Here is a 21,857-nt window from a genome sequence, read left to right on the forward strand (position 1 = left end):
TATTTTTCATTTTCTTCATAAATTAAAACATCTTCTTTAGTATATTCTATTTCTTTTTTTTGCACCATTTGGACTCCAAGGTAGTGATAATTTTCCACTTTGATCATCGTTATTAAGATTAACTGTTTTAATTTTAGAATCAGGATTTGCTAAAGTTACACTTTTAATTGAGTTGTCAATGATTAGAAATATAGGTATCTTTAATTTTTTTCATTAAGAATTTAATTTTCATCAATAACTCTTGTCATAATATAATCACCTTGATGACAAGTTACTGTTACTTTTTCTATTGGGTTACTATCTTGATATAATTGAAATCGATATTTTATAGTGGGATTTTTAATACAAAATGTAATACTTGAATTTGTTATTTTTTCTTTAAATAACATATTTTCTCCTTTATCTTTTTATTTTTTAAAATAAATTTTTTATTCAAAACCAAATATATAGTAAATTTTAAATTTAAATATTTTCTTATTTTTTAATTTTATTAAATTACTATTAACAGTATCATATTTTTTCTTTTTTAAAAATGTTTCTAATTTAAACTATTATAAATTTATTAATAAAAATAATAATATCATAAAATAAATGTTAATTTTATATTTTACTAATACCTAATATAAGGTGTACCTATGTTATAATATAATGTATATTATCGACTCTTTGTTGAAATTAAATTTACAAAAGGGGTACTAACTATGAAAATTGGAATTATTGGAGCATCGGGAAAATCAGGAATTGCTTTGACTAAAGAAGCTTTAAAACAAGGATATCAAGTCATTGCTATTACTCGTAATCCTGTTCAAATGCCAAATTTTAATAATGATAATCGTTTAACTATTAAAAAAGCTGATCTTACTAATAAAAGTAGTATTAAAGCAACTGTTAGTAATATTGATATTTTAATTAGTGCTTATGGTCCTACTATTGATAATCCACAAAATCTTCATCAACAAGTTGCTAAAAACTTAATTACTATCATGCATGAATGTCAAAATATTAAAAGATTATTAATTGTTGGTGGTGCTGGTAGTTTGTTAAATGATAAAAATCAATTATTAGTGGAAACAAGTATCTTTCCTGAAGCATGAAAAAAACAAGCACGACAACAAGTAAAAGCATTGGAAACTTATCATAATAGTGATATTAATTGAACATATTTTAGTCCTTCTTTATATTATGATCCAGAATTACCAACTTTGGCTAAGTTTAAAATTGGTAATAATCATTTAATTGTTAACAAAGAGGGCAGAAGTGAGCTTAGTTATGGTGGTGATGCTGCTATTGCTATTATTAGTGAAATTAAAGAACAGAAATTTATTAAGAAACGTTTTACAGCAGGTTATATTTAACATTTTGAAAGGATACTAAACAAATGGTAAAACTAACAAAAGATCAAATTTTGCAAAAAAAAATAACATTAAATAATGGTGTAAAAATTCCACAGTTTGGATTAGGTACATATTTAATAACTGATAGCAAGTCTATTTATAACTCAGTAATGTGTGCTTTACAAAATGGTTATCGTCATATTGATACTGCAGAGTATTATAAAAATGAAGAAATAATTGGTAATGCGATTAAAGATTTTTTATCAGAAAATCCAGAAGTTACAAGACAAGATTTATTTATTACTTCTAAAATTTGAAATGACAATCATAAATATGAACTTGCCAAAGATGCTTTTCGTGATATTTTAAGACGTTTAAAATTAGAATATTTAGATTTATGTTTAATTCATTGACCAACTAAACAAAGTTTTGATTGTTGAAAAGCTTTAGAAGAATTTTATCAATATGGTAAAATTAGAGTAATTGGTGTGTCAAATTTTAATAGTTCACAATTGAAAAACTTTTTAAAAAAAGTGAATATTAAACCAGCAATTAATCAAATCGAAACTCATCCTGGTTTTAATCAAACTGAGACAGTAAATTATTGTCATAAAAATAATATTGCGATTGTTTCATGACGAACAATGTTAGGTGGTAGAGCTGATGAAGTACCATTATTAAAACAATTAGCAACTAAATATAATGTTACTAGTAGTCATATTGCTTTAAGATGAGCTTGACAATTAGGACAAATAGTGATTCCTAAGTCAACTACTGTAGAACGAATTATTAGTAATCCTGATATTGGAGGTTTTCAGTTAACAGCAGAAGAGATGTTAAAAATTCAAAAATTACCACAATCTGCTTTAGGGCCACAATCTGATGATCGAAAGTTTTGAAAAGGAATAATGATGGATTAAATTAAAAAAGGAGTTAATAATTGTGATTTGAAATGATACAACGAAAGAATTAGCAAAAAAGTTAAATACTGATTTTGTTACAGGTTTGACTGAAGAAGCTGCTGCTCAATTGCTAATAGAAACAGGACCTAATCAACTACCAACAACGAAGAAGAAACCAATTTGAAAAATAGTATTAGCACATTTTATTGAACCGTTTGTTTTAGTATTAATTGCATTAGCAATTATTGCTACTGTTATTGGTCAATGACAAGAGGCGGTAGTTGTTTTTTTAATTGTAATTGTTGATGCCACTTTAGCTACTTGCCAAGAGGTAAAAGCAGTAGCTTCTTTAGATTCACTAAAAAAATTAGTTTCTTCGCAAGCAGTGGTAATTCGGAATGGCAATAAATATGATATTGATGCTAAGGATTTAGTAATAGGTGATTTAGTTTATTTAGATGCTGGGATGTTTGTTCCTGCTGATTTACGTGTTATTCAATCTTATAACTTACGTACTAACGAATCATTATTAACTGGTGAATCAACTTTAGTTAATAAAACGGCAGAAGCGTTAACTGAAAAAAAATTATCAATTGGTGAAAGAACAAATCTTGCATTTATGTCTACAACTGTTGCTACAGGTAGTGGTTTAGGTTTAGTTTATGCAACAGCAAAAAATTCTGAAATTGGAAAAATAACCACTTTATTACAAGAAGAAAAAGAGCCAAAATCACCATTAACACAACAAATGTCTTTTTTAATTAGAATAATTTCAATTTTTGCTTTATTGTTAGGTTTAGCTATGTTTTTGTTACAATTTTTGTTAATTAAAGTCCCAGTTGCTAGTGCTTTAATTTTTGGAATTGCATTAACAATAGCGGTAATTCCAGAAGGTTTACAAGTAATTGTTACTGTTTCATTATCATTGGGAAGTTCACGAATGGCAAAAAAACATGCTATTGTTAAACATTTACCTGCCGTTGAAACATTGGGCCAAGTTGATATTATTTGTTCTGATAAAACTGGAACTTTAACGCAAAATAAAATGACAGTTAAAAAATATTATTTAACAAAATCAGTCAATGATAGTAATGCTTTTAAAAAGCAAACTAAACAAGAACAATTATTTTTAGATTGTTTAGTATTATGTAATAATAGTTCAGTTAGCACAAATAAAACTGTTGGTGATCCCACCGAAGTAGCACTTATGAATTGATCAGAAACATTAAATTTTTCAACAAAGAAACTTATTACTAAATATCCTCGCATTTATGAAATCCCTTTTGACTCTAATCGTAAATTAATGTCAACAATTCATGAGTATGATAAAGAGAAATATGTTTTTGTTAAAGGTGCAGTTGATAATATGATTAATATGTGTAGTCATGCTCTTATTAACAATGAAAGAGTAGGATTAACGGCACAAATTAAACAGCAAATAGTTGCTAGGATGGATGAAATGTCAAATTCAGCATTACGTGTTTTAGGAGCAAGTTACCGCATTATTAATAATAAACAAGATTATAGTAATGTTAGTGAAATTGAAAATAATTTAATTTTTTTAGGATTAGTGGGCATGATTGATCCACCAAGAAATGAAGTTAAAGCTTCTTTAGTTAAAACTAAAAAAGCAGGTATTGATACAATTATGATTACTGGTGATCATTTAAATACTGCTGTTGCTATTGGTCAAGAACTGGGTTTAATTGAAAATAAAACACAAGCACTTAGTGGTAATGCTATTGATGATTTTTCAGAGAAATCATTTAATGCTAATGTTAATCAATATCGAGTTTTTGCTCGTGTTTCACCTGAACACAAAGTTAAAATTGTCAAAGCATTACAAAGTCATAAGAAAGTTGTTTCCATGACTGGTGATGGTGTTAACGATGCTCCTAGTTTAAAAGCAGCAGATATTGGTGTAGCAATGGGTATTACTGGAACTGATGTTGCCAAAGAATCGGCACAAATAGTATTAACTGATGATAATTTTGCTACTATTGTTGATGCTATTGAAGAAGGTCGTAATATTTATAGTAAAATTAAAAGAATTGTTATGTTTATTTTAATTACTAATATGGCACAGGTATTTGCAATTGTTGTTGGGGCAATTTTTGGCTGAAATGAATTATTGCAACCAATTCAAATTTTATGAATTAATTTAATTGTTGAATCAGTTATTGCCATTCCCATGTCAATGGGTCCTAATAATCCTGGTTTAATGCTTGAAAAACCAACTAACCGTAATGATCGGATTCTTACTGGTAGTTGGGGATTTATTGGTATTGTTAGTATTATTTTAAGTGCTTTGTTGCTTTTGGTGTTTCATTATTTACCATCAATTTTACATGAAGATGTTAATGAAGGTTTTATTTATGTTTTTGTAATAATGGCTAATGCTCCTGTTTTCTATGCTTTTTCTTTTGTTTCAGGTGCTAATACAAGTATTATCAATAAGATTACTTGAAAAAATAAATATATTTGAATAGCTGCTATTAGTGCTTTTGCTATTAATACTTTTATTATTTTTACCCCATTTGTTAGTGATGCTTTTGGTATCGGTCAAGGATTTTGTGCCGTTGATTGATTAATTTGTATTGTTTTATCAACGATACCAATGTGATTGTTAGAAATGTATAAAGGGATTAGATTTTTATTTAAGAAGTGATTTAAGAAAGATGTAGCAGTAAAAGAAAATAATGTTAAGACTAAGTTTAAGAAAAAATAAGTATTGATTACGAAAATTATTTAATTAAAATAACTATTTTTGTTTTCTCACTTGTCCCCATACATTAGTTTTTAAGAAAAAATAAATGGAAATTTAAATAATAGTAACGTATAACATACATCATCGAAATAATAGTAGTAATACGTTTAAAGACTTTTATAAATACTTCTTCTTTTATCTTATAGTAACTATGATGTTCCTGAGACTATGAATTTATTTATAGTCTCAGTATGTTCGTATAATTATGACTATTTTTTTATATTTTTGATAAATTTGATTTATTGATTATTAAAGGGATTAATATTGGGTGAGAAATTTCCTATTAGTAGCGAGTAATAATTTCACTTAAAAATCTCTAATTAGAGATTTTTATTTTTTGAATATAATAAAGCCATATAAATTTTTAATCATTTGTCTATAAGCAAATTTGATAAATTAAAATTGATTTTAAACATGAAAAGAGATTGCAATTGCAATCTCTTTTTTACATTTGTAGTGATTTAAATAATTATCCATTATTATTTTTTGCAATATGATATTTCTTTTAGTATGAAATATGATGAACCAGCATATTTTGATGATTATATTAATCATAATTTTTTAGTTATTAATAATATTTTTAATTTATCAAAATAACAATGAAAAATGATTAGTATTAATAGTGTACCCATGAAAATCAAAATAAAAATCAAAGATATATAACAACCAAAGAATTAAAAGAATTACTAGGTTTATCTATTGATACTTATATTTACAAAAGTAATTTTAATCGTGCTGATTTTGAAAAGAGAACTATCAATCCAACAATTATTGAAATTAACAAAAAAACAAATATAACCGTTTCTCTTAAAAACAAAAAGTAATAATACAAAATTATGAACTTAATTGAATTAATAAAGTAACAACAAATAGCAAAAATACAAAAAACAAATTTTAATTTATAATTTAGAAAAAAAATAAAATCAACAACAAACATTACTGAAAATGTTACACCCTAATAAATTGGATATGCTCCATAATAAAGTTCTTTTTATGCAATAAATAAGCACTAATTTCAAACAAGGATATTTTTTTCATTTTATAAATAAAAACAATCAAATTTGATTGTTTTTATATTGATTTTTTTTTAAAAAGCAAATTTACTTGCAAGCATTAAAATTATATCACTACTAAAAAAAATAATGATGCAATAGAACTATAGGTTAATCATAATAATAATCATTTTTCAACTTTAATCATTTGTGATGTTTCTTTAATTTCTACACCACCATTTTTCTTTTTCTGTTTTTTCATTAATAATAAAATACTAATAATTCCCAAAGGATTTAATGCAAAAACAAATAGAAATAATCATAAAAATCGATATTTTTGTTGTTGAATTTCATTACTATTAACTACAAAAATACTTAAACTATATGAGATAAAAGATGATTCTATTATAAAAAATAGCATTCAATAAATATCTTTATCATTATGTCAATGGTTTATTCAACTTGTTAACATTAAAATAAAATAGATTCAAAATCCAAAAAAACCAGCAACAGAATAAATAACACATATTTTCATTATATTTTTTCACCACGGATCATTTTTAAAATATTTTCATAGATTTTTAAACACTTAAATCACCTTTAATTACTTCCAAAACCCATACATGGAATTAAAATATATCAACCCATTCATGCACCACGACCATAATCATAAGATTTTAGCATTGCAGCGTTTGCAGTTAATATTGCAGCAATAGCTACTGCTCCGACATTAATAAATGGTACTTCTGCTAATTGTTCAGCAATCTCAGTTGCTTCTGCACTATGGTTAATAAATACTTCAATAGCACTAGAACTTAAATGTAATCGTCAATATCCAAATCAATATGCATATGATTCAATTCATCAACTACTTTCATTAACTTTTTTTGATAAAAAGAAGTTAAAATGTGCTTTACCTTGTTCATCAAAAATTATAATTTTGTTTTTATAATATCAATTTAATACTTGTAAATATTTATCACTAGTAATAATTTGATAAATTTTTAAATCTCATATTTTTTGATTTAATTTTGTTTTATCAAAAGTTACGACATCATTTTTTAAACCAATAGCACTTAATAAATTTTCTTTTAATTCTTGTATTTCTTGTACAGTTTTGGTTTTAAAATATTTTTCAATATATTGAAAATCTTCTGGTGTTGGTGTTCATTTTTGTAAATTATTTTCATGGTGAATTTTAGTATTTACTGTTGTTAAGGTATTAATTTGTGGAGTTGTAGCTAACAGTGTTGAAAGTACAAAACTACTTACAATAAGTTTTTTCATATTTTTTTCCTTTCTCTTTTTTAATTTATAAATCTAAAATCTTATTTTTATATTACAACTTTTTTTTAAAAAATAAAAAAAATTAAAATAAAAGTCCCTATTCCTAAGGACATACTATAACAAAATATCATTAACGTACCTAAATCAAAAAAAATAAAGAAAAATAAATAATAAACCAAAAACAAAAACATACAATAATATAAAACAACAATATAAACATAAAAAACAATAACTGAAAATGTTACACCTTAATTGAATTAAAAAATCGTAATCATGGATAGTTTTTAAAATAGTAAAAAATTATAGAAGTAAACGTAACTAACTCATACCTTATTTATCACACTCTTTTTCTATTATTAATTGATATTTTTTTTCAACGTTTTCTTCTGTAAATGCTAGTTGAACAAATCTAATTTTATCATTTAAGTTATCAATATTTATTAATTCATTAGCACAATTTTTTTAAAAATTAATAAATATTTTTTTTAATTTTCTTTTAGAAATTTTAAGGTATTTTTGGTCAATCACTCATCAATAATTAAAAATGGGAAATCGACCTAAACAAAAAAACCTAAAATGCAAATGGTAATAAAAAGTAAATTTATTTATAAAAATATTTGGAAATTTAAATGATAAAATTTCGATAATAATTTTTTCATTTTCATTAAATCTATTTTTCCCTCAAAGATTTGGACCAACTGTGGTATAACTCTTTATATTCATATTTTTTTCCTTTTCTTTTCGGCTTCATCGACTTTCATTTGTATGATGTCTTTTCAAATTTATAGGGGGTATGTGGGCTATATAGCCCACATACCCCCTACGGCCAATAAGAATCTTGATTGGTTGGCTGCCCATTAATAAGAATTTATTTACATTTTGGGTAAATTTTGTTTATATCCACTTGTTGAACTTTCATTATATTCATATATTTTTTGTTTGTCAAATTCAGTTGAAGTTATAAAATTATTAATATGTTCTATATTATAATTAGAATGGGCTTTAATAAAATTTTTAGTATCAATAACTACTTTATCGGTTGTTTTTAATTTTTGTTTTTCATGTGTTAAAGTTAAAATTTGAGTTTTTAAAGTATCAATTTCTTTTAACATATTTTCTTTAAATACTTTTATTTCTTCTTTTAGTTTTAGTTTTTCAATTTCTTGAGTGGCTTCATTTAATTTAATTTGAATTTCTGCTTTATCTTTTTCTAGTTCTGCTCGTTGCTTTTGTAGTTCTTTTATTAATGTTTCGGTTTGTTCTTCGTTTGTAAAATATTTTTTACCTGTTATTAATTCTTTAATATCTTTAATAATATCATCAATATAATGAAAAGTACTTTTATCTACAAAAATGCTAAAACCCATAGCTGCTAATCCTCATGAAAGATATTTTTTCGTTCTTTGAAAGAATTCTGAAAAATTATTAAATTTATCCTCAGTTAATTCGTTTTGAATATAGGCATCTGTTAATGCTGCAAAACAACACAAAAAACCTAATATACTACCATTTTTGATTAAATTTTTAAAAGCATTTCATCTAATATTATAATAAATAATGTCTATATTTGATTCTGAATTTATATTTTCAATATCGCTGTTAATTGATTGATAATTTTGAGTATTTGGCATATTATATTTCTCCTCTATTAATATGAAAAACTCATTTATTTTTAATTAAATAAATAATGAGTTAAAAACTTATATTAAGTTTAGAATTTTATTCTAACACTTTTTTTCTTTTTTCTTTAAAATATTATCCAATTTATCCGAACCAGCAGATTTAATATCACTCACTAAATTATTTGTTTCAATTAGTATTTTTTATTATATTTATTTCTAATTTTATAAATTTAGATATTGTTACCACTTTTAATTGCTTTAATGTCTTTTTTTAGTTGTTCTTTTAAAAATTTTATATCATTTTCACTATTTTTTACTTTCTTTAAAGCTTCAATTTTAATTTTAGTATCTTTTTTTAATGCTTGAATTTTTTCATTTTTTTCAGATCTAATTAACAATTTTATCCCAACTTTCTTTGTTAGTTTATGTAATCCCTTTAGTGGATAATGGCTTAATAATAGTTTTTCATCTTCAATTAATTCGCGATTACGAGCAGCAATAGTGGTTGCTTGTAAACCCCAGAAATATTAACAGCAGTTCTTCCCATATCAAATAATCCATCTAAAGCACCAATAATACCATAAACAGCTGTACATAACTACCAAACCCAAGACCACCTAACACGCCAGCTGTTACCACAGCAGCAGTTCCAGGTACACCAGCAATTCCTAATGAAGCAACTATTGTTACAATCAGACCGTTAATAAATAAAATGGCAATAGTTCAACCGGAAAAATTACCAGGAACGATAACACTAAATCATAAGAAAGATAAAATAATTCCAGCTTGGACACCAGCACAACCACTTAAACCAATTGTTGTTGAAAGTGGCATTACGGTATCTGTCGCTTCTTCTTTAATCTTTAGATCTTCTTTTAAACTTGTAATAGCAATTGGTAAGGTAGCATTAGATGATTGTGTTGTAAAACCAGTAATAATTGGTTTTTGTGTTTTTATTAATCAGCGATGAGGATTAATACCAAATAGATATAATGATAGTAAATGTCATAAGAAAGTAATAAATAATGCTAAGTAAGCAACACCAATAATAATACCAATATCACCAAGGGCACCAATTGGTTGATTAATAAGTGCTGCTGTTAACATACTCATAACAGCAAATGGCATAATTTTAATAAATATCATTAAAATCGAAATAATAATTTTTCACATTATTTCTAAAGTATTTCTAGCTTTATCCATTTGTTGTTCATAATGTTTAGTTGATTTTTTAATAGCAATGCCAATTAAAGCACCAAGCACAATTACTGGAATAATTAAAGTTTGGGTAAATACACCAATAAAACTGCTGGGAATATAACTAATAATAATTTCAGGAATTGATTTAGCAGCAGTTTTATCATAATTACCACCTTCAGATAAATTAAAACCATGACCAATTTTAAAAGCGATTCCTAGTCCAAAAGCAATACAAAAAGCAATAGCAACGTTTATTAATAAAATGGCAATTCCAGCTCCTGAAATGTTAGCTATTGTTTTTGAATTACTAGTTTTTTTACTAGTAATTCTGGCAATAGCTAAAAATATTAATGGAATAGTTATCATGGTAATGCCAGTAATAAAGATATTTTTTAGTAATTCAATTCAACGAGTAATTTCACCAACCCAAGGATTATAGTTAGGATTAGGATCGTTATTAGGTAAATTGGGATAACTAATATTATGACTATTAAATCCAGTAATTGCTTGGATGGTGATACCAAAAATTAATCCTAATCCCATCGCAATGAAAATGCGAATTGGAAATTTTGGTTTCGTTTTTTTAATAAAAATTGAAAGTATTATCATAATACTAAAAAAGACAATAATTCCTACTAAACTTTGTCAATATGAAATACCAACGAAATCTCTTAATAAGTTAATATTGTCATTACTAAGGATTGTCATAAGTTGCTACCTCATTCTTTTTATTTTTTTATAGGTTATGACGATGTTATTTTTCTGCTTGCTATATGAATAATATCATTAGTACGGGCAAAAGGTGGTGAATAAACTAAATCTAGATTTTGTAAATCACGAACATCCATTTTATTTCAAATGGCAGTAGCAAGGGCGTTAATTCTTAATGTAGCATGGTTATAACCCGCCATTTGTGCTCCTAATAACTGGAAATTAGTTTTATCGTAAAATAATTTTAAATATAAGGGACGAGATTGTTTTAAATATCTTGGTAGATCATAATCCTTAATAAAAACACTATGAATTTTATTTTTATCAATACTATCAAAACTACCAGTTTTTGTTATTTCTAAATTACCAACACGTAAAATGCTAGAACCTAAAGTTCCAGGATATTTATGTTCTGGATTTTTGATATTATTAGCAATGATGCGTGCCATTTTATTAGCGTTAGTTGCTAGAGGAACATATATTGATGATTTATCAAATTGACTATATGTTTGTGCACAATCACCCCCACTATATATATTTGAAAACTTTTTTGTCACATTTTTTTCAGATGGAATTTGACATAATTCATTAATAATAATACTTTTATTTTTACTTAGTTTGATATTACTGTCATTTAAAAATTGAGTATTTGGTTCAAAACCAACTGCTAATATTACTAGGTCACAAGGTACTGTTTTGCCAATTTTTTTATTATTAATGTTTCTTAAACGTAAATCATTAACATTATTATGAGTCATCATTAATTCTTCAACTTGATAGTTTAGTAAAATAGTTGGATACTTTTTAAAATGTTTTTTGTTATCAGTTTTATTGTTAGTTGTTAGTTCATGATAAATTAATTGGCTAAATTCTTTATCAATAACATTAGCCATTACTCGATCTTTCATTTCAACAATTGTGACATCTTTTTTTTGTTTTAAGCATGCTTCTGCCATTTCTAAGCCAATAAATCCAGCACCAATAATAACTATTTTTTGGGAATTTTTCATTGCTTTTTTTACATTAACAGCATCTTCTTTAGTAAAAACATTATAAACATTATGTGGTAGCTCACCTTTATTAAAAGGAGGAGGGATTTTTGGTTTAGCTCCTGTTGCAATAACTAATGCTTGATAAGAGACAACATTTGCTTTATTTTTATGATCTGTTGTTTTTTTAACATGAATTTCTTGTTTTGTTGTATCAACTTTAATAACATGTTGATTTAAATGAATTTTAATTTTATTTTTATCATCATTTGTTTTCGCATAATCTTTTTTTGTACGATCATTTAAAAGTTTTTTATCTCTAAAATCGTTAGCGATATAATAAGGAATACCACAAGCACCAAGCGAAATATAGTTTTTTTCTTGATAAACATGGATATCAAATTTTTTATCACTATTTTCTTTACTACGTAATAACTTACTTGCAACGCCCATTCCAGTAGCACCGGCGCCAATAATAACAACTTTAATTTTCATTTTTATCATCGCTCCACTTTCATTAACTCCTTAATTATAATATATATTTAATAAAAATATCAATTAATAGTGTTTATTTAGGAATTGGTTCATTTTTTAATAAATTCTAAGGTAGTGTCACTAATTGTTTTATCAGTGATTACATTGTATTCATTAACAACTGATTTTTCTAAATCACCAATTAAAAAACTTTGACCATGATTAGCATCAATAATAGTATATAAAGAACTTTTTTTTGGAGTTTCATATCGTATTTTTTCTTGAAATAATTCATTAGCATTAGTGTAATTAATCAAATGATCATTTTGACCATGAAGAAATAACATTGGGATATTAGGTATCAGTTTTAAGTATTTAATTGGTTGTATTTCTTGCAACCCTTCAACGCCAAATGTTTTTTGTGCTTTTTTACGACTTAGTTTCAACATTAAATTAGTAGGTAAAAAAGCATAATTACTTAATTTTTCATTGTAAGTGCGATCTAAGCGACTAAAAGTACAATCTGAAATAATAAACTTTACTCTTTTATTAATTTGATATTTTGCATATAATTCACTTCATATTACCACTGTGGCGCCACCTAATGAAAAACCATATAATCCTAAGTCAGTAGTTTCTTGTTTGAATGTTTTACAACAGTAGTCAATAATATCTTGTAAATCTTGTGATTCTTTTAAACCATAAGTTGTTGGTGATGCATCACTTTCACCGTGATTACGAGCATCATATCAAATCACATTATAACCAGCACGTAAAAAAATAAAAGCTTGTTTAAATATTCAAAATCTGGTATTAGTTATCCCATGTAATAAAATTATTGCTTTATTATTATTTTCATTTTTAAGAGGGCTTTTTAAAAGATTACCATGTAATGTTAAATTATCAATAGTTGTTTTAACAGAAAAAGCAATTACATTTTGTTGCTTTTCTAAGTATTTTCAATATTCAAAATACATTGGTCATTTCACTAATTCAATTTTAATTTTGGGTTGCGATTGTGAATTATATTGTAAGCATGCTTTAAACATTTCAATTGAATTGATATTAACTTTTTTTCTTAATTTTATGCGATTGATACTGCTTTGCTTCATTAGTTTTCCCCACATTTTAAGTTATAGGTTTTAATAGTTAGTTAGTATTATCAGGTAATATTATTGGTTTTGGTTTAGAATGAATATATTTTTTATATTTTTTATAAGGTATAAATTTAATATACTTGTATTTACTAACTATGTGTTGGCCGTTATTTTTACTATTTCGGCGTAAGCATGGTTTAATTTTTTTAATTTTAAAAGTACCAAAATTAACAATAGTAATAACTTTACCCAATTGATTAATGTTTTTAATTTCTTCAATTAAGCAATTAAAAACTACTTCAACATCTTGAATATTAAATTTGGTTTTATTTGATATTCTTGCAACTAATTGTTTTTCGTTCATCTAAAATCAACCCTATCTTTTTGCTAATATCTTTCTAGTATAATTTTATCTTATTTTATTTATAAATTGTAATCTATAAATTTTTGTTTGTTTAATAAAAAAATATATTGGGGTGTAACATTTTCAGCAAACCTTAATTACGTGTTAAAATAAAGGAGTGATATCTTGTGACTTAGGTTAGTATACAATTTGAAAGCAAAGTTTTTTCGTGATAAAGCAAAACTTACTTATAATAAATTGGAATTAAACGCTTTTTTACTAAAAATATTGAACGATTGCAGAATAAAGATAAAGATATAATTTATAATTATTCTAAATCGGTATCTAAAAGAGCGCATAAAATATTCGGTTGGTGATATCTTTATTCTAAGAAATACTTATCTATTAAAATAAAACTCCTAAGAAAAAGACAAATTTATCTTTTTTAATTAACTAAACATATCATAAAATTAATAATTTACAACACAAAATTTGTGATTATTTAGTGATAATTTCTTATTAGTTATCGAGTGAAAATTTCCCAAAATAATTTATTTTTTTATTAATATTAGTTTTTAATTAATTACTTTAAACATAAAATAATGAAAATAGTATATAACAAGGAATAAATGCTTTAGAATATTTTAATAACAAAACGAGATGCTTTAATTGTAATATCATCAAAAGGAGATTTTATTGTTTTATTCTTTTTCCCACACAAAATATAACCGTTTTTGCCATTACCATTTTATTCTCTTAATTCTTGATCAAGGTTTTCATCTTTTTCTTTTATTTTTTGTTTTTCTATCATGTTAACATTAATATTTACTTCTTCAACAAAATTTATAGTTTTAAAACTATTTAAAGTGATATAAATTTACTCCTTTTAAGTGTTAATAACTTAATTATTGAAATTATATAATGATTTTAAATAGATGTCAGTAATTGTCTCTTTTAATTTTTATAGAAAATAATTAATAGCATTAAATACTTTTACCATAATCAAATATAAACATTTGCAAAAACCACAAAACGATGTAAAATTCTTATTTGTATCTAAAAATCAAATAAAAACCATAAATTAAATAAACATATTATTTAAGTAATATTGTTTTTGTTTTGTTAATAAACTTAATTGTTCTTTAATTAATTCAATTTTTCTATCAATAATGGTAAAAAAATGTGCAATCTTAGTTTGTTCATTAATATTATTTGTCAAAGAAATAAAAACATTTTTTAACATTAAAAAATGCCTTTTATATCCACTTTGTGAAACATTATTTAATAATACTGAATAATAAATAAATTTTAAATTAAAATTTTTAAAACTATTACTTAGTTCTAAAAGTTTTATACCATCATCTGCAACAAAAAAATATTTATCAAGATATTTTAAAATAGTTGTATGATCACCAAAAAGAATGATTGGTAATTGTTCTACTAAGTTTCCTTTTTTAATATATGAATCAATAAAATCTTTTTTTTGTGATATTAAAGGTAATTTTGTATTTGATTCAAAATTTTTTTTAATTTTTAAAGATTTTATTGTTGTTAATACTTCTTGAACTTGTTTTAAAACTCATTCATCATTAAATCCTTTAAATCTAATTTGGGGATAACCTTTTTCATTAGCAAACATATTATTTAAGTAATATTGTTTTTGTTTTGTTAATAAACTTAATTGTTCTTTAACTAATTCAATTTTTTTATCAATAATGGTAAAAAAATCAGCAATTTTATTTTGTTCTTGTAAATTAGGTAGTTTAAAAATAAATTGGTTAATTATTTCCTTAGAAAGGTTAGGTTGTGTTTGTTTTATAATATATTTATTTAATTCTTTTTTCTTAAATTTAAGTAATAAATAATATAAGTATTCTATCGAAAAATATAAATTATTAATTTCCATAGAAAAAAAAGCTTGACTAGTAGCTAATGGAATTTTATTGATTGTTGGAAATCCAACAGAAGCATATATAGAGTATATTAATGAATTTTTTGGTACTAATCAAGCACTAGAATTTAAAAGTCCTTTTCTAGTTATTGTTTTTTCAGTTTCAAAAATGTATTTGCCTTGATTGGTAACATCTTTAATTGATAAAAATGATATTTCTCCATTATAAAAATCTTTATTTTTTGTACTTGGAGTTCCTCCAGATTTACCCTTATTATAAAACTTATTAAAAGTTGTTTTATAATAAAAATCATTAAACCCTTTAAATCTAATTTTTGGCACCAGAGATTTATTCATTATTAATCACCAAATCTTTTAACATTAACTTAAATTCTTCATTTAATTCATTATTTTCTTTTCCATTTTTAAATCTTCCTATTAATTTTTATTATAAATATTTAATTAGTTATATTATATAATAAAAAATCAAATTTTTATTAAAGTAATAAAATTAAAATATTATTAGACTTCTTGTATAACCTAGTTAATTGTGGTCAATATTATTTTATATTTTAGAAAAATGTTTATTTTAAAGTTTAATTTGATTGGCGAAATTTTAATTTTCTATTATTTTTATAGGTTATGCAATAAGTTTATTATATTAAAATTGTTATAGAAAGATAGAGAAATAAACAATCTTTTTATACTATTTTCTTTTTTTTATTTTAACATAATTTATGCAAACAGTTGCTTATAATGTTTTTTTATATTTTATAAATTTATTTAAAGTTTAAAAAATAAATAATTAACCTTAATTTTAAAAATATTAAACAAGAAGTTTTAAAAGTAACAACAAGCAAACTTGCCATTGAAAATTAATTATTAATATGTTTACTGCATAATGTTTTTAAGTTTTAATGATAAATTATAAACTCCTGCAATTAAATTAAATCTTAAAAATATTTGTTTTCTGCCTTTTCTAAATTTATAACCAATAATTTTAAAACATTTTAAAAATGCAAAAATATGTTCAATTTTGTTGCGAGTTTTATTAATAATCTTATTAAAGATTTTACTTTTATTTGTTTTAGAATTATTTTTACTAGCTGTAAAGGGTAAAAATGTTTTAGCATGAATTTTTTGTAAACCTTGATAACCTTTATCTGCAAGAATTATAGTCTCTGGTGAAAATTTTAATTTTGAATTCTTAAAAGTTTTAAAATCATGATTTTATGAAGAAAGAATATTTAAGATTGATAAAAGTTAAATTTATGCAGGGGGGGGTAAAGAAACTTGAATAATTATTTTTGTTAATTAATCTCAATGATTTTTAAATAGTAGAAATTAATAATTTTTTTTCTTTATAAAAAAAGATTTAATAATTTAAGTATTTTATTAAAATTTATCATATAATTACAGTAAATATTATTAATTTGGAGCACAATATGAGTTGATGATGAAAATACTAATGTGCGAATTAATATTGAAGATGCTGCTATTAATAAGTATAAGTTATTATATCATCAATATTATTTTGCTAAAGATTTAATGAAAGATGAAAATGTTCGTTTTATTGCTACTAGTTTGACTGCTGGTGGTAGTTTGAATACCATCAAATATTATTATGGTATATATTATATAATTACTTTTTTTGTTTCACATGGTGTTGTTAGAAATATGAAAGTTACTTATAGTGTTGATCAAGTTAATAAAATATTACCTAGTGTTGCCAAAATTATGAAAATATATAACAAGGATACTTAATATTAAAGGAGAAATTTATGAATGATAGTAATCATTTACCAACTATTACCATTATTGAAAGTCAGCGTTTAAAACTACGTCCTATTACCCTAAATGATGGACAAGCATTATTTAATTATGCTAAAAATGCAAAGATGACGAAATATGTCCCATGAACAACTCATAAAAGCATTAATGATAGTATTAATTTTATTAATAGTTTATTAAAAGAGTATCAGCAACGAACTTCTTTAATGTGAGCAGTACAATTAAAAAATGATAAAAATAATACCATAATTGGTACTTGTGGTTTTATTCGCTATTTTGCTCATACTAAATGTTTAGAAATTGGTTATGCTTTTAATCCAGAAGTATGAGGACAAGGTTATGCCAAAGAAGCACTATTAGTTATTATTAAGTATGGTTTTGAAAATACTGATAGTATTAGAATTGAGGGTAGTTGTGTTAAAGAAAATATTGCTTCAGCACAAACAATGCTTAGTGTTGGTATGCAGTTTGAAGGAATTTCACGTAGTAACTTTATTAAAGATGGCAAAGTTAGTGATTGTAAAATATTTAGTATTATTCGTAGTGAATATTTTAAGTAGTGTTATTTATTTTATAAAGAATAATTTTATAATTTTTTTGTTCTTTCTTTATTAAAAAAAATATAATACTTTACAATTAGATTTTATTTTGTTATTATTTACTTATCTTTGTTAGACAAAGATATTTACACAAAAATGACAGTGGAGTAAGATCTTAGGATAAAATCTTTTAATTTTAGTCCCTGAACGGTAAAAGGTATCCGTTATAATTCCTTTAAAAAGAGGCTTATGCCTCTTTTTATTTTACATTTTATTGTGTACAATATTTTATAACAATAATTTTTAGGAGGTTCAGATTAATGAATGCTAAAAAATATTATTTAGGTTTAGATTTAGGAATTTCATCAGTTGGATGAGCAGTTATGACAGAAGAAAACAAAGATTATTACATTGATGATTTTGGGGTAAGATTATTTGATTCTTCAGAAAATCCCAAAGATGGTAGGACTAATGCTGAACAAAGAAGGATATTTAGAGGTTCTAGAAGATTAATTCGAAGAAGAAAACAGAGAATAAATGATTTAAAAAGATTTTTACAAGCTAAAGGAATTATTAAAATTGAAGAAATAAATAATTTTTTTTAAAATTTTAAAATTACTAATAATATTAAATATGATGAAACTAAATATTTTAATCCTTATGTTATTAGAGTAAAAGGGTTAACATCAAAATTAACTCAACAGGAACTAGCAGTAGTATTAATAAATATTGCTAATCATCGTGGTTATAATGATAACAATACCAAAGAAAATGAAGATGAAAAAGATAAAGAAAGTAAATTAGATGATTTAATCAATAAAGCAACAAATCTTGTAAAAACTTATGGTACTATTGCTCAGGCAATTATTTCTGATGCCAGTTTTAAACATAAGATTAATGATAATACTTTAGGATTAATTCATAATAAGAATAAAAAAGTAAAAATAATAGCATCAGAAGATGATAAAAAATCAAAAAATAAAGATGTTAATTATCGTTATTTATTTTCTCGTGAAGATTATAAGAAAGAATTAGAAATGATCTTAACAAGACAAGCAGAATTTTATCATCAATTAACTGAAGAAGTTATTAATAATATTATTAATGATCTTATTTTAAGACAAAGAGATTTTGAAGATGGTCCTGGACCAAAAGATTTAGAACAAAAAAATAAATGAAAAGCAAAAATGAAAAAACATCGTTTATTTGAATCATTTTTAGCAACTGAAGGTACTTGTTCATTTTATCGTCAGGAAAAAAGAGGTTATCGTTGTACTTTAATATTTGAAATATTTCAATTGGTATCTGCGCTTTCAACTTTTACTGTAAAATATTTAGAAAAGGATGAAGTCATAGCAGTTGTTAATATTATTTTTAAAGAAATTAAGAATGGTAATATCTTAGATAAAAATAAGTTAAAAAAACTTATTATTGCAGTGTCTAATATTGATAAGAAAATTTTTGATAAAAATACATGAAGTAATGAAGAATTAAAATTTAATTTTGGTTTTTTAAAACTTTTAAATTCTTTATTACCTGAACATTTTAAAACAATTGATTTTAGTAATTTATCAAATCATATTTTTAATAAAATAGGAGAAATTTTACATAAAAATATTACACCACAAAGACGTAGAGATAAACTAACAGCATTTTTTAAAGTTCAACAAATTAATTTAACAAATGAACAAATTGAAAAATTTGTTGAATTACCATCTAATGTTAATACTAGTACTGCTAATACTTCATTTAAATACATGCAAGAAGCAATAGATGCTTTTGCATCAGGAATATCGTATGGAAAATTTTATTCAGAATTTATTAAAAAACATGAAAATGAAATATATAATTTTACAAATAACATAAAGAAGAAATTATTTCAACCAATTAAAGATGAAGATATGAGCAAAAATGCTGTTGTTTTTCGAGCGATTAATCAAGCACGAAAAATAATTAGTGCTTTGCATAAAGAGTATGGTTCTTTTGTTGTAATAAATGTTGAAGTCGCCAGAGAATTAGCAAAATCATTTGTCGAAAGAAAAGCAATTAAAAAAAATAATGAACTTAATTATAACGAAAAAGTTAATATTGAAGAAATATTAAAGCTCAATGGAATAAAATCAAATGATAGAAATATCCTAAAATATCGTTTATGACAACAGCAAGATAAAAAATGTATTTACTGCCAAGATCATCATCAAATAACTATCGAAGAGATTGGAAGAAGTTATGGCTTGGAAGTTGATCACATTATTCCACAATCAGTAATGGCTGATGATTCATTTAATAACTTAGTGCTTGTTTGTAGTAAAGCAAATCAAGAAAAGGGAAAGCAAACACCATTACAATGATTAAAAATGAATGAGGCACATAAGAAATCTTATCTTTATTTTATTACAAAAGTGATTAGAAAAAATTTATCTGATAAAAAATATGAATATTTAATAACTAAAGATATTGATGATGAATTATTGGATCAGTTTGTATCAAGAAATTTAAATGATACAAGATATATATATATATATATCGTTATATAACTAATTGATTAAAAAGTGAATTTAAAAATTGAGAAAGAAATACTGGTGAAGTATTATCAACAGATGTGCAGGCTATTAATGGTAATGTTACTTCCAGATTTCGTCGTACTTGATTATGAGACAGTGCTTGAGGTTTAGATACAAAGGTTCGTGACATTACTCCCTTTCATCATGCTGTTGATGCTATTATTTTAACGCAGTTTATTTCAACTTCATATGTTACTTTTGCAAGTGATATTGCTAGAATTATTAATTTAAAACGAATATTATTTAAGAATAAAATTTCTAAAGAAGAATATCACCAACAATGTAATGATATTTTAGCTAAATGAAGAAGAAGTGATACTAAATTGTATGTTCATGAAGCAGAAAAAAGATTAAAACAAATAATTTATTCTGAAAAGCAACCATCTAAAGTTATGTCTTCATTAGTTAAAGATCTAAAAGAAGTTATCGAACAGAGAATACCTGTAATTTTAAAAAAAACTGAAATAGCAGAAGAAATTAAATTAACTAATAAAGATAATAAAGAAATGCAAGTTCCTGATAAAATTGTTATAAGAAAAAGAGAAATACCTGAATATGATGGCATTTTGAATCAAGAAGAATATCAAGAAAAAATGAATAAATGCGGTTTTAAAGGTAATATTCATTATCCATTTATCTCTTATAAAGTTGATTATAAGTTAGCAGGCGCTATTACTTCTAGTCAAATGCCTGTTAATAGTCATTTTTAATTAAAATTAGATAAAGATAATAAAGAAATTAAAAGAAAGACTATTCGTAGTTTATTTGATAAAAATGGCAATTTGAAAGACTCTTATATAAGAGACAAAAATAATACTTTTTGGGAAGTTAATAAGTATTATGGTGTAGTAATTAATTTTAATGATAAGCATCAATGAATTAGAAGAGTTGATGCCAAACCTGAAACCTTAGAAGAATTTAAAAAGAAAAGTATAGTTTTAGTTCCTAGAAATATTGTTGAATATTATGATAAAAAACAAAATAAAAAAGTAATTAAAGTATTTCATGGTAAAATGAGTGCTTCAGTATATGCAAACTTTTTAGGTACAATCAATATTCAAGATTTAGAAAAAAATAAGAAATTTTTTAAAACACAAAATTATTATGATTCTATAAGCAATTGAAAAGATCAATTTAAGATATTGAATCCTAGTATATTAGGGAAAATAGTTCCAAGTTAATGTATAACTACTTTAACTTAATATTTATATTTGTTAAAATAAATTTGAGGTTTTAGTCCTCTGACATTTTTGTGTAAAATATAACAACAATATATTCATTAAAAGGAAAATCAAAGTTTTAGTCCTCTGACATTTTTGTGTAAAATATAACTTATACAAATGTTATTTATTCA

General features: G+C 24.0%; 21 protein-coding genes, 1 pseudogene and 1 CRISPR repeat array (1 of these 23 only partly in view). Of the genes and pseudogenes, 10 read left to right on the forward strand and 12 right to left on the reverse strand.

The window, feature by feature from the left end; translation table 4 throughout:
* Positions 1-221: 221 nt before the first annotated feature.
* On the reverse strand, positions 222-389 hold the full coding sequence (locus ACQH25_RS00410; RefSeq protein ID WP_425381333.1) for a hypothetical protein: 168 nt from the start codon (positions 387-389) through the stop codon (positions 222-224).
* A 312-nt stretch (positions 390-701) separates the two neighbouring features.
* Between ACQH25_RS00410 and ACQH25_RS00415 the strand changes: the two genes are divergently transcribed.
* From ACQH25_RS00415 to ACQH25_RS00430, 4 genes are all read left to right on the forward strand, one after another.
* Positions 702-1,355: an NAD(P)-dependent oxidoreductase gene (locus ACQH25_RS00415; RefSeq protein ID WP_425381334.1), complete on the forward strand. Its 654-nt coding sequence runs from the start codon at positions 702-704 to the stop codon at positions 1,353-1,355.
* A gap of 23 nt (positions 1,356-1,378) precedes the next feature.
* Positions 1,379-2,254 carry an aldo/keto reductase gene (locus ACQH25_RS00420; RefSeq protein ID WP_425381335.1) on the forward strand — a complete coding sequence of 292 codons (876 nt, stop codon included), beginning with the start codon at positions 1,379-1,381 and terminating at the stop codon, positions 2,252-2,254.
* 22 nt (positions 2,255-2,276) lie between these two features.
* Positions 2,277-4,964 (forward strand): cation-translocating P-type ATPase, encoded by a 2,688-nt coding sequence (locus ACQH25_RS00425; RefSeq protein ID WP_425381336.1) that lies wholly within the window; start codon positions 2,277-2,279, stop codon positions 4,962-4,964.
* A gap of 713 nt (positions 4,965-5,677) precedes the next feature.
* Positions 5,678-5,827 carry a hypothetical protein gene (locus ACQH25_RS00430; protein WP_425381829.1) on the forward strand — a complete coding sequence of 50 codons (150 nt, stop codon included), beginning with the start codon at positions 5,678-5,680 and terminating at the stop codon, positions 5,825-5,827.
* 295 nt (positions 5,828-6,122) lie between these two features.
* On the opposite strand, the gene ACQH25_RS00435 is transcribed toward ACQH25_RS00430, so the two are convergent.
* The 11 genes and pseudogenes from ACQH25_RS00435 to ACQH25_RS00485 all read right to left on the reverse strand — a co-directional run.
* On the reverse strand, positions 6,123-6,530 hold the full coding sequence (locus tag ACQH25_RS00435) for a hypothetical protein (protein WP_425381337.1): 408 nt from the start codon (positions 6,528-6,530) through the stop codon (positions 6,123-6,125).
* Between the two features lie 65 nt (positions 6,531-6,595).
* Complete coding sequence (locus tag ACQH25_RS00440) at positions 6,596-7,282, reverse strand: hypothetical protein (protein ID WP_425381338.1); 687 nt, start codon at positions 7,280-7,282, stop codon at positions 6,596-6,598.
* 462 nt (positions 7,283-7,744) lie between these two features.
* The gene (locus ACQH25_RS00445; protein WP_425381339.1) at positions 7,745-8,140 is read right to left on the reverse strand and encodes a hypothetical protein; all 396 of its coding nucleotides are present in this window, start codon (positions 8,138-8,140) and stop codon (positions 7,745-7,747) included.
* 14 nt (positions 8,141-8,154) lie between these two features.
* The gene (locus ACQH25_RS00450; protein WP_425381340.1) at positions 8,155-8,913 is read right to left on the reverse strand and encodes a hypothetical protein; all 759 of its coding nucleotides are present in this window, start codon (positions 8,911-8,913) and stop codon (positions 8,155-8,157) included.
* A 221-nt stretch (positions 8,914-9,134) separates the two neighbouring features.
* Positions 9,135-9,302, reverse strand: a complete 168-nt coding sequence (locus ACQH25_RS00455; protein WP_425381341.1) for a hypothetical protein — start codon at positions 9,300-9,302, stop codon at positions 9,135-9,137.
* Between the two features lie 163 nt (positions 9,303-9,465).
* Positions 9,466-10,812, reverse strand: a complete 1,347-nt coding sequence (locus tag ACQH25_RS00460; protein WP_425381342.1) for a cation:dicarboxylate symporter family transporter — start codon at positions 10,810-10,812, stop codon at positions 9,466-9,468.
* A 35-nt stretch (positions 10,813-10,847) separates the two neighbouring features.
* Positions 10,848-12,299, reverse strand: coding sequence for an FAD-dependent oxidoreductase (locus ACQH25_RS00465; RefSeq protein ID WP_425381343.1), 1,452 nt, complete (start codon positions 12,297-12,299; stop codon positions 10,848-10,850).
* A 77-nt stretch (positions 12,300-12,376) separates the two neighbouring features.
* The gene (locus ACQH25_RS00470) at positions 12,377-13,390 is read right to left on the reverse strand and encodes an alpha/beta hydrolase (protein WP_425381344.1); all 1,014 of its coding nucleotides are present in this window, start codon (positions 13,388-13,390) and stop codon (positions 12,377-12,379) included.
* A gap of 37 nt (positions 13,391-13,427) precedes the next feature.
* A complete protein-coding gene (locus tag ACQH25_RS00475) occupies positions 13,428-13,739 on the reverse strand; it encodes an HU family DNA-binding protein (RefSeq protein WP_425381345.1) in 312 nt (103 codons plus the stop codon).
* Positions 13,740-14,799: 1,060 nt separating this feature from the next.
* Positions 14,800-15,966, reverse strand: a complete 1,167-nt coding sequence (locus ACQH25_RS00480) for a restriction endonuclease subunit S (protein WP_425381346.1) — start codon at positions 15,964-15,966, stop codon at positions 14,800-14,802.
* Between the two features lie 534 nt (positions 15,967-16,500).
* Positions 16,501-16,824, reverse strand: a pseudogene (locus ACQH25_RS00485) (transposase family protein); the annotation flags it as partial.
* Positions 16,825-17,079: 255 nt separating this feature from the next.
* Between ACQH25_RS00485 and ACQH25_RS00490 the strand changes: the two are divergent.
* The 6 genes from ACQH25_RS00490 (at position 17,080) to ACQH25_RS00515 (ending at position 21,684) form a co-directional block, all read left to right on the forward strand.
* Positions 17,080-17,373, forward strand: a complete 294-nt coding sequence (locus tag ACQH25_RS00490; RefSeq protein ID WP_425381347.1) for a hypothetical protein — start codon at positions 17,080-17,082, stop codon at positions 17,371-17,373.
* Between the two features lie 17 nt (positions 17,374-17,390).
* Positions 17,391-17,960, forward strand: a complete 570-nt coding sequence (locus ACQH25_RS00495; protein WP_425381348.1) for a GNAT family N-acetyltransferase — start codon at positions 17,391-17,393, stop codon at positions 17,958-17,960.
* A gap of 299 nt (positions 17,961-18,259) precedes the next feature.
* Entirely contained in the window at positions 18,260-18,544 is a 285-nt protein-coding gene (locus ACQH25_RS00500) for a hypothetical protein (protein ID WP_425381349.1), read from the forward strand.
* 21 nt (positions 18,545-18,565) lie between these two features.
* A complete protein-coding gene (gene cas9 / locus ACQH25_RS00505; RefSeq protein WP_425381830.1) occupies positions 18,566-20,476 on the forward strand; it encodes a type II CRISPR RNA-guided endonuclease Cas9 in 1,911 nt (636 codons plus the stop codon).
* Positions 20,477-20,541: 65 nt separating this feature from the next.
* Positions 20,542-21,213: a hypothetical protein gene (locus tag ACQH25_RS00510; protein ID WP_425381350.1), complete on the forward strand. Its 672-nt coding sequence runs from the start codon at positions 20,542-20,544 to the stop codon at positions 21,211-21,213.
* A 72-nt stretch (positions 21,214-21,285) separates the two neighbouring features.
* The gene (locus tag ACQH25_RS00515; protein WP_425381351.1) at positions 21,286-21,684 is read left to right on the forward strand and encodes a hypothetical protein; all 399 of its coding nucleotides are present in this window, start codon (positions 21,286-21,288) and stop codon (positions 21,682-21,684) included.
* Positions 21,685-21,733: 49 nt separating this feature from the next.
* A CRISPR array of direct repeats spans positions 21,734-21,857; the repeat unit is 36 nt; unit sequence GTTTTAGTCCTCTGACATTTTTGTGTAAAATATAAC (it continues 1,760 nt past the right edge of the window).

The organism is Spiroplasma endosymbiont of Polydrusus pterygomalis, from assembly GCF_964030825.1.
GTDB lineage: Bacteria > Bacillota_I > Bacilli_A > Mycoplasmatales > VBWQ01 > Spiroplasma_E.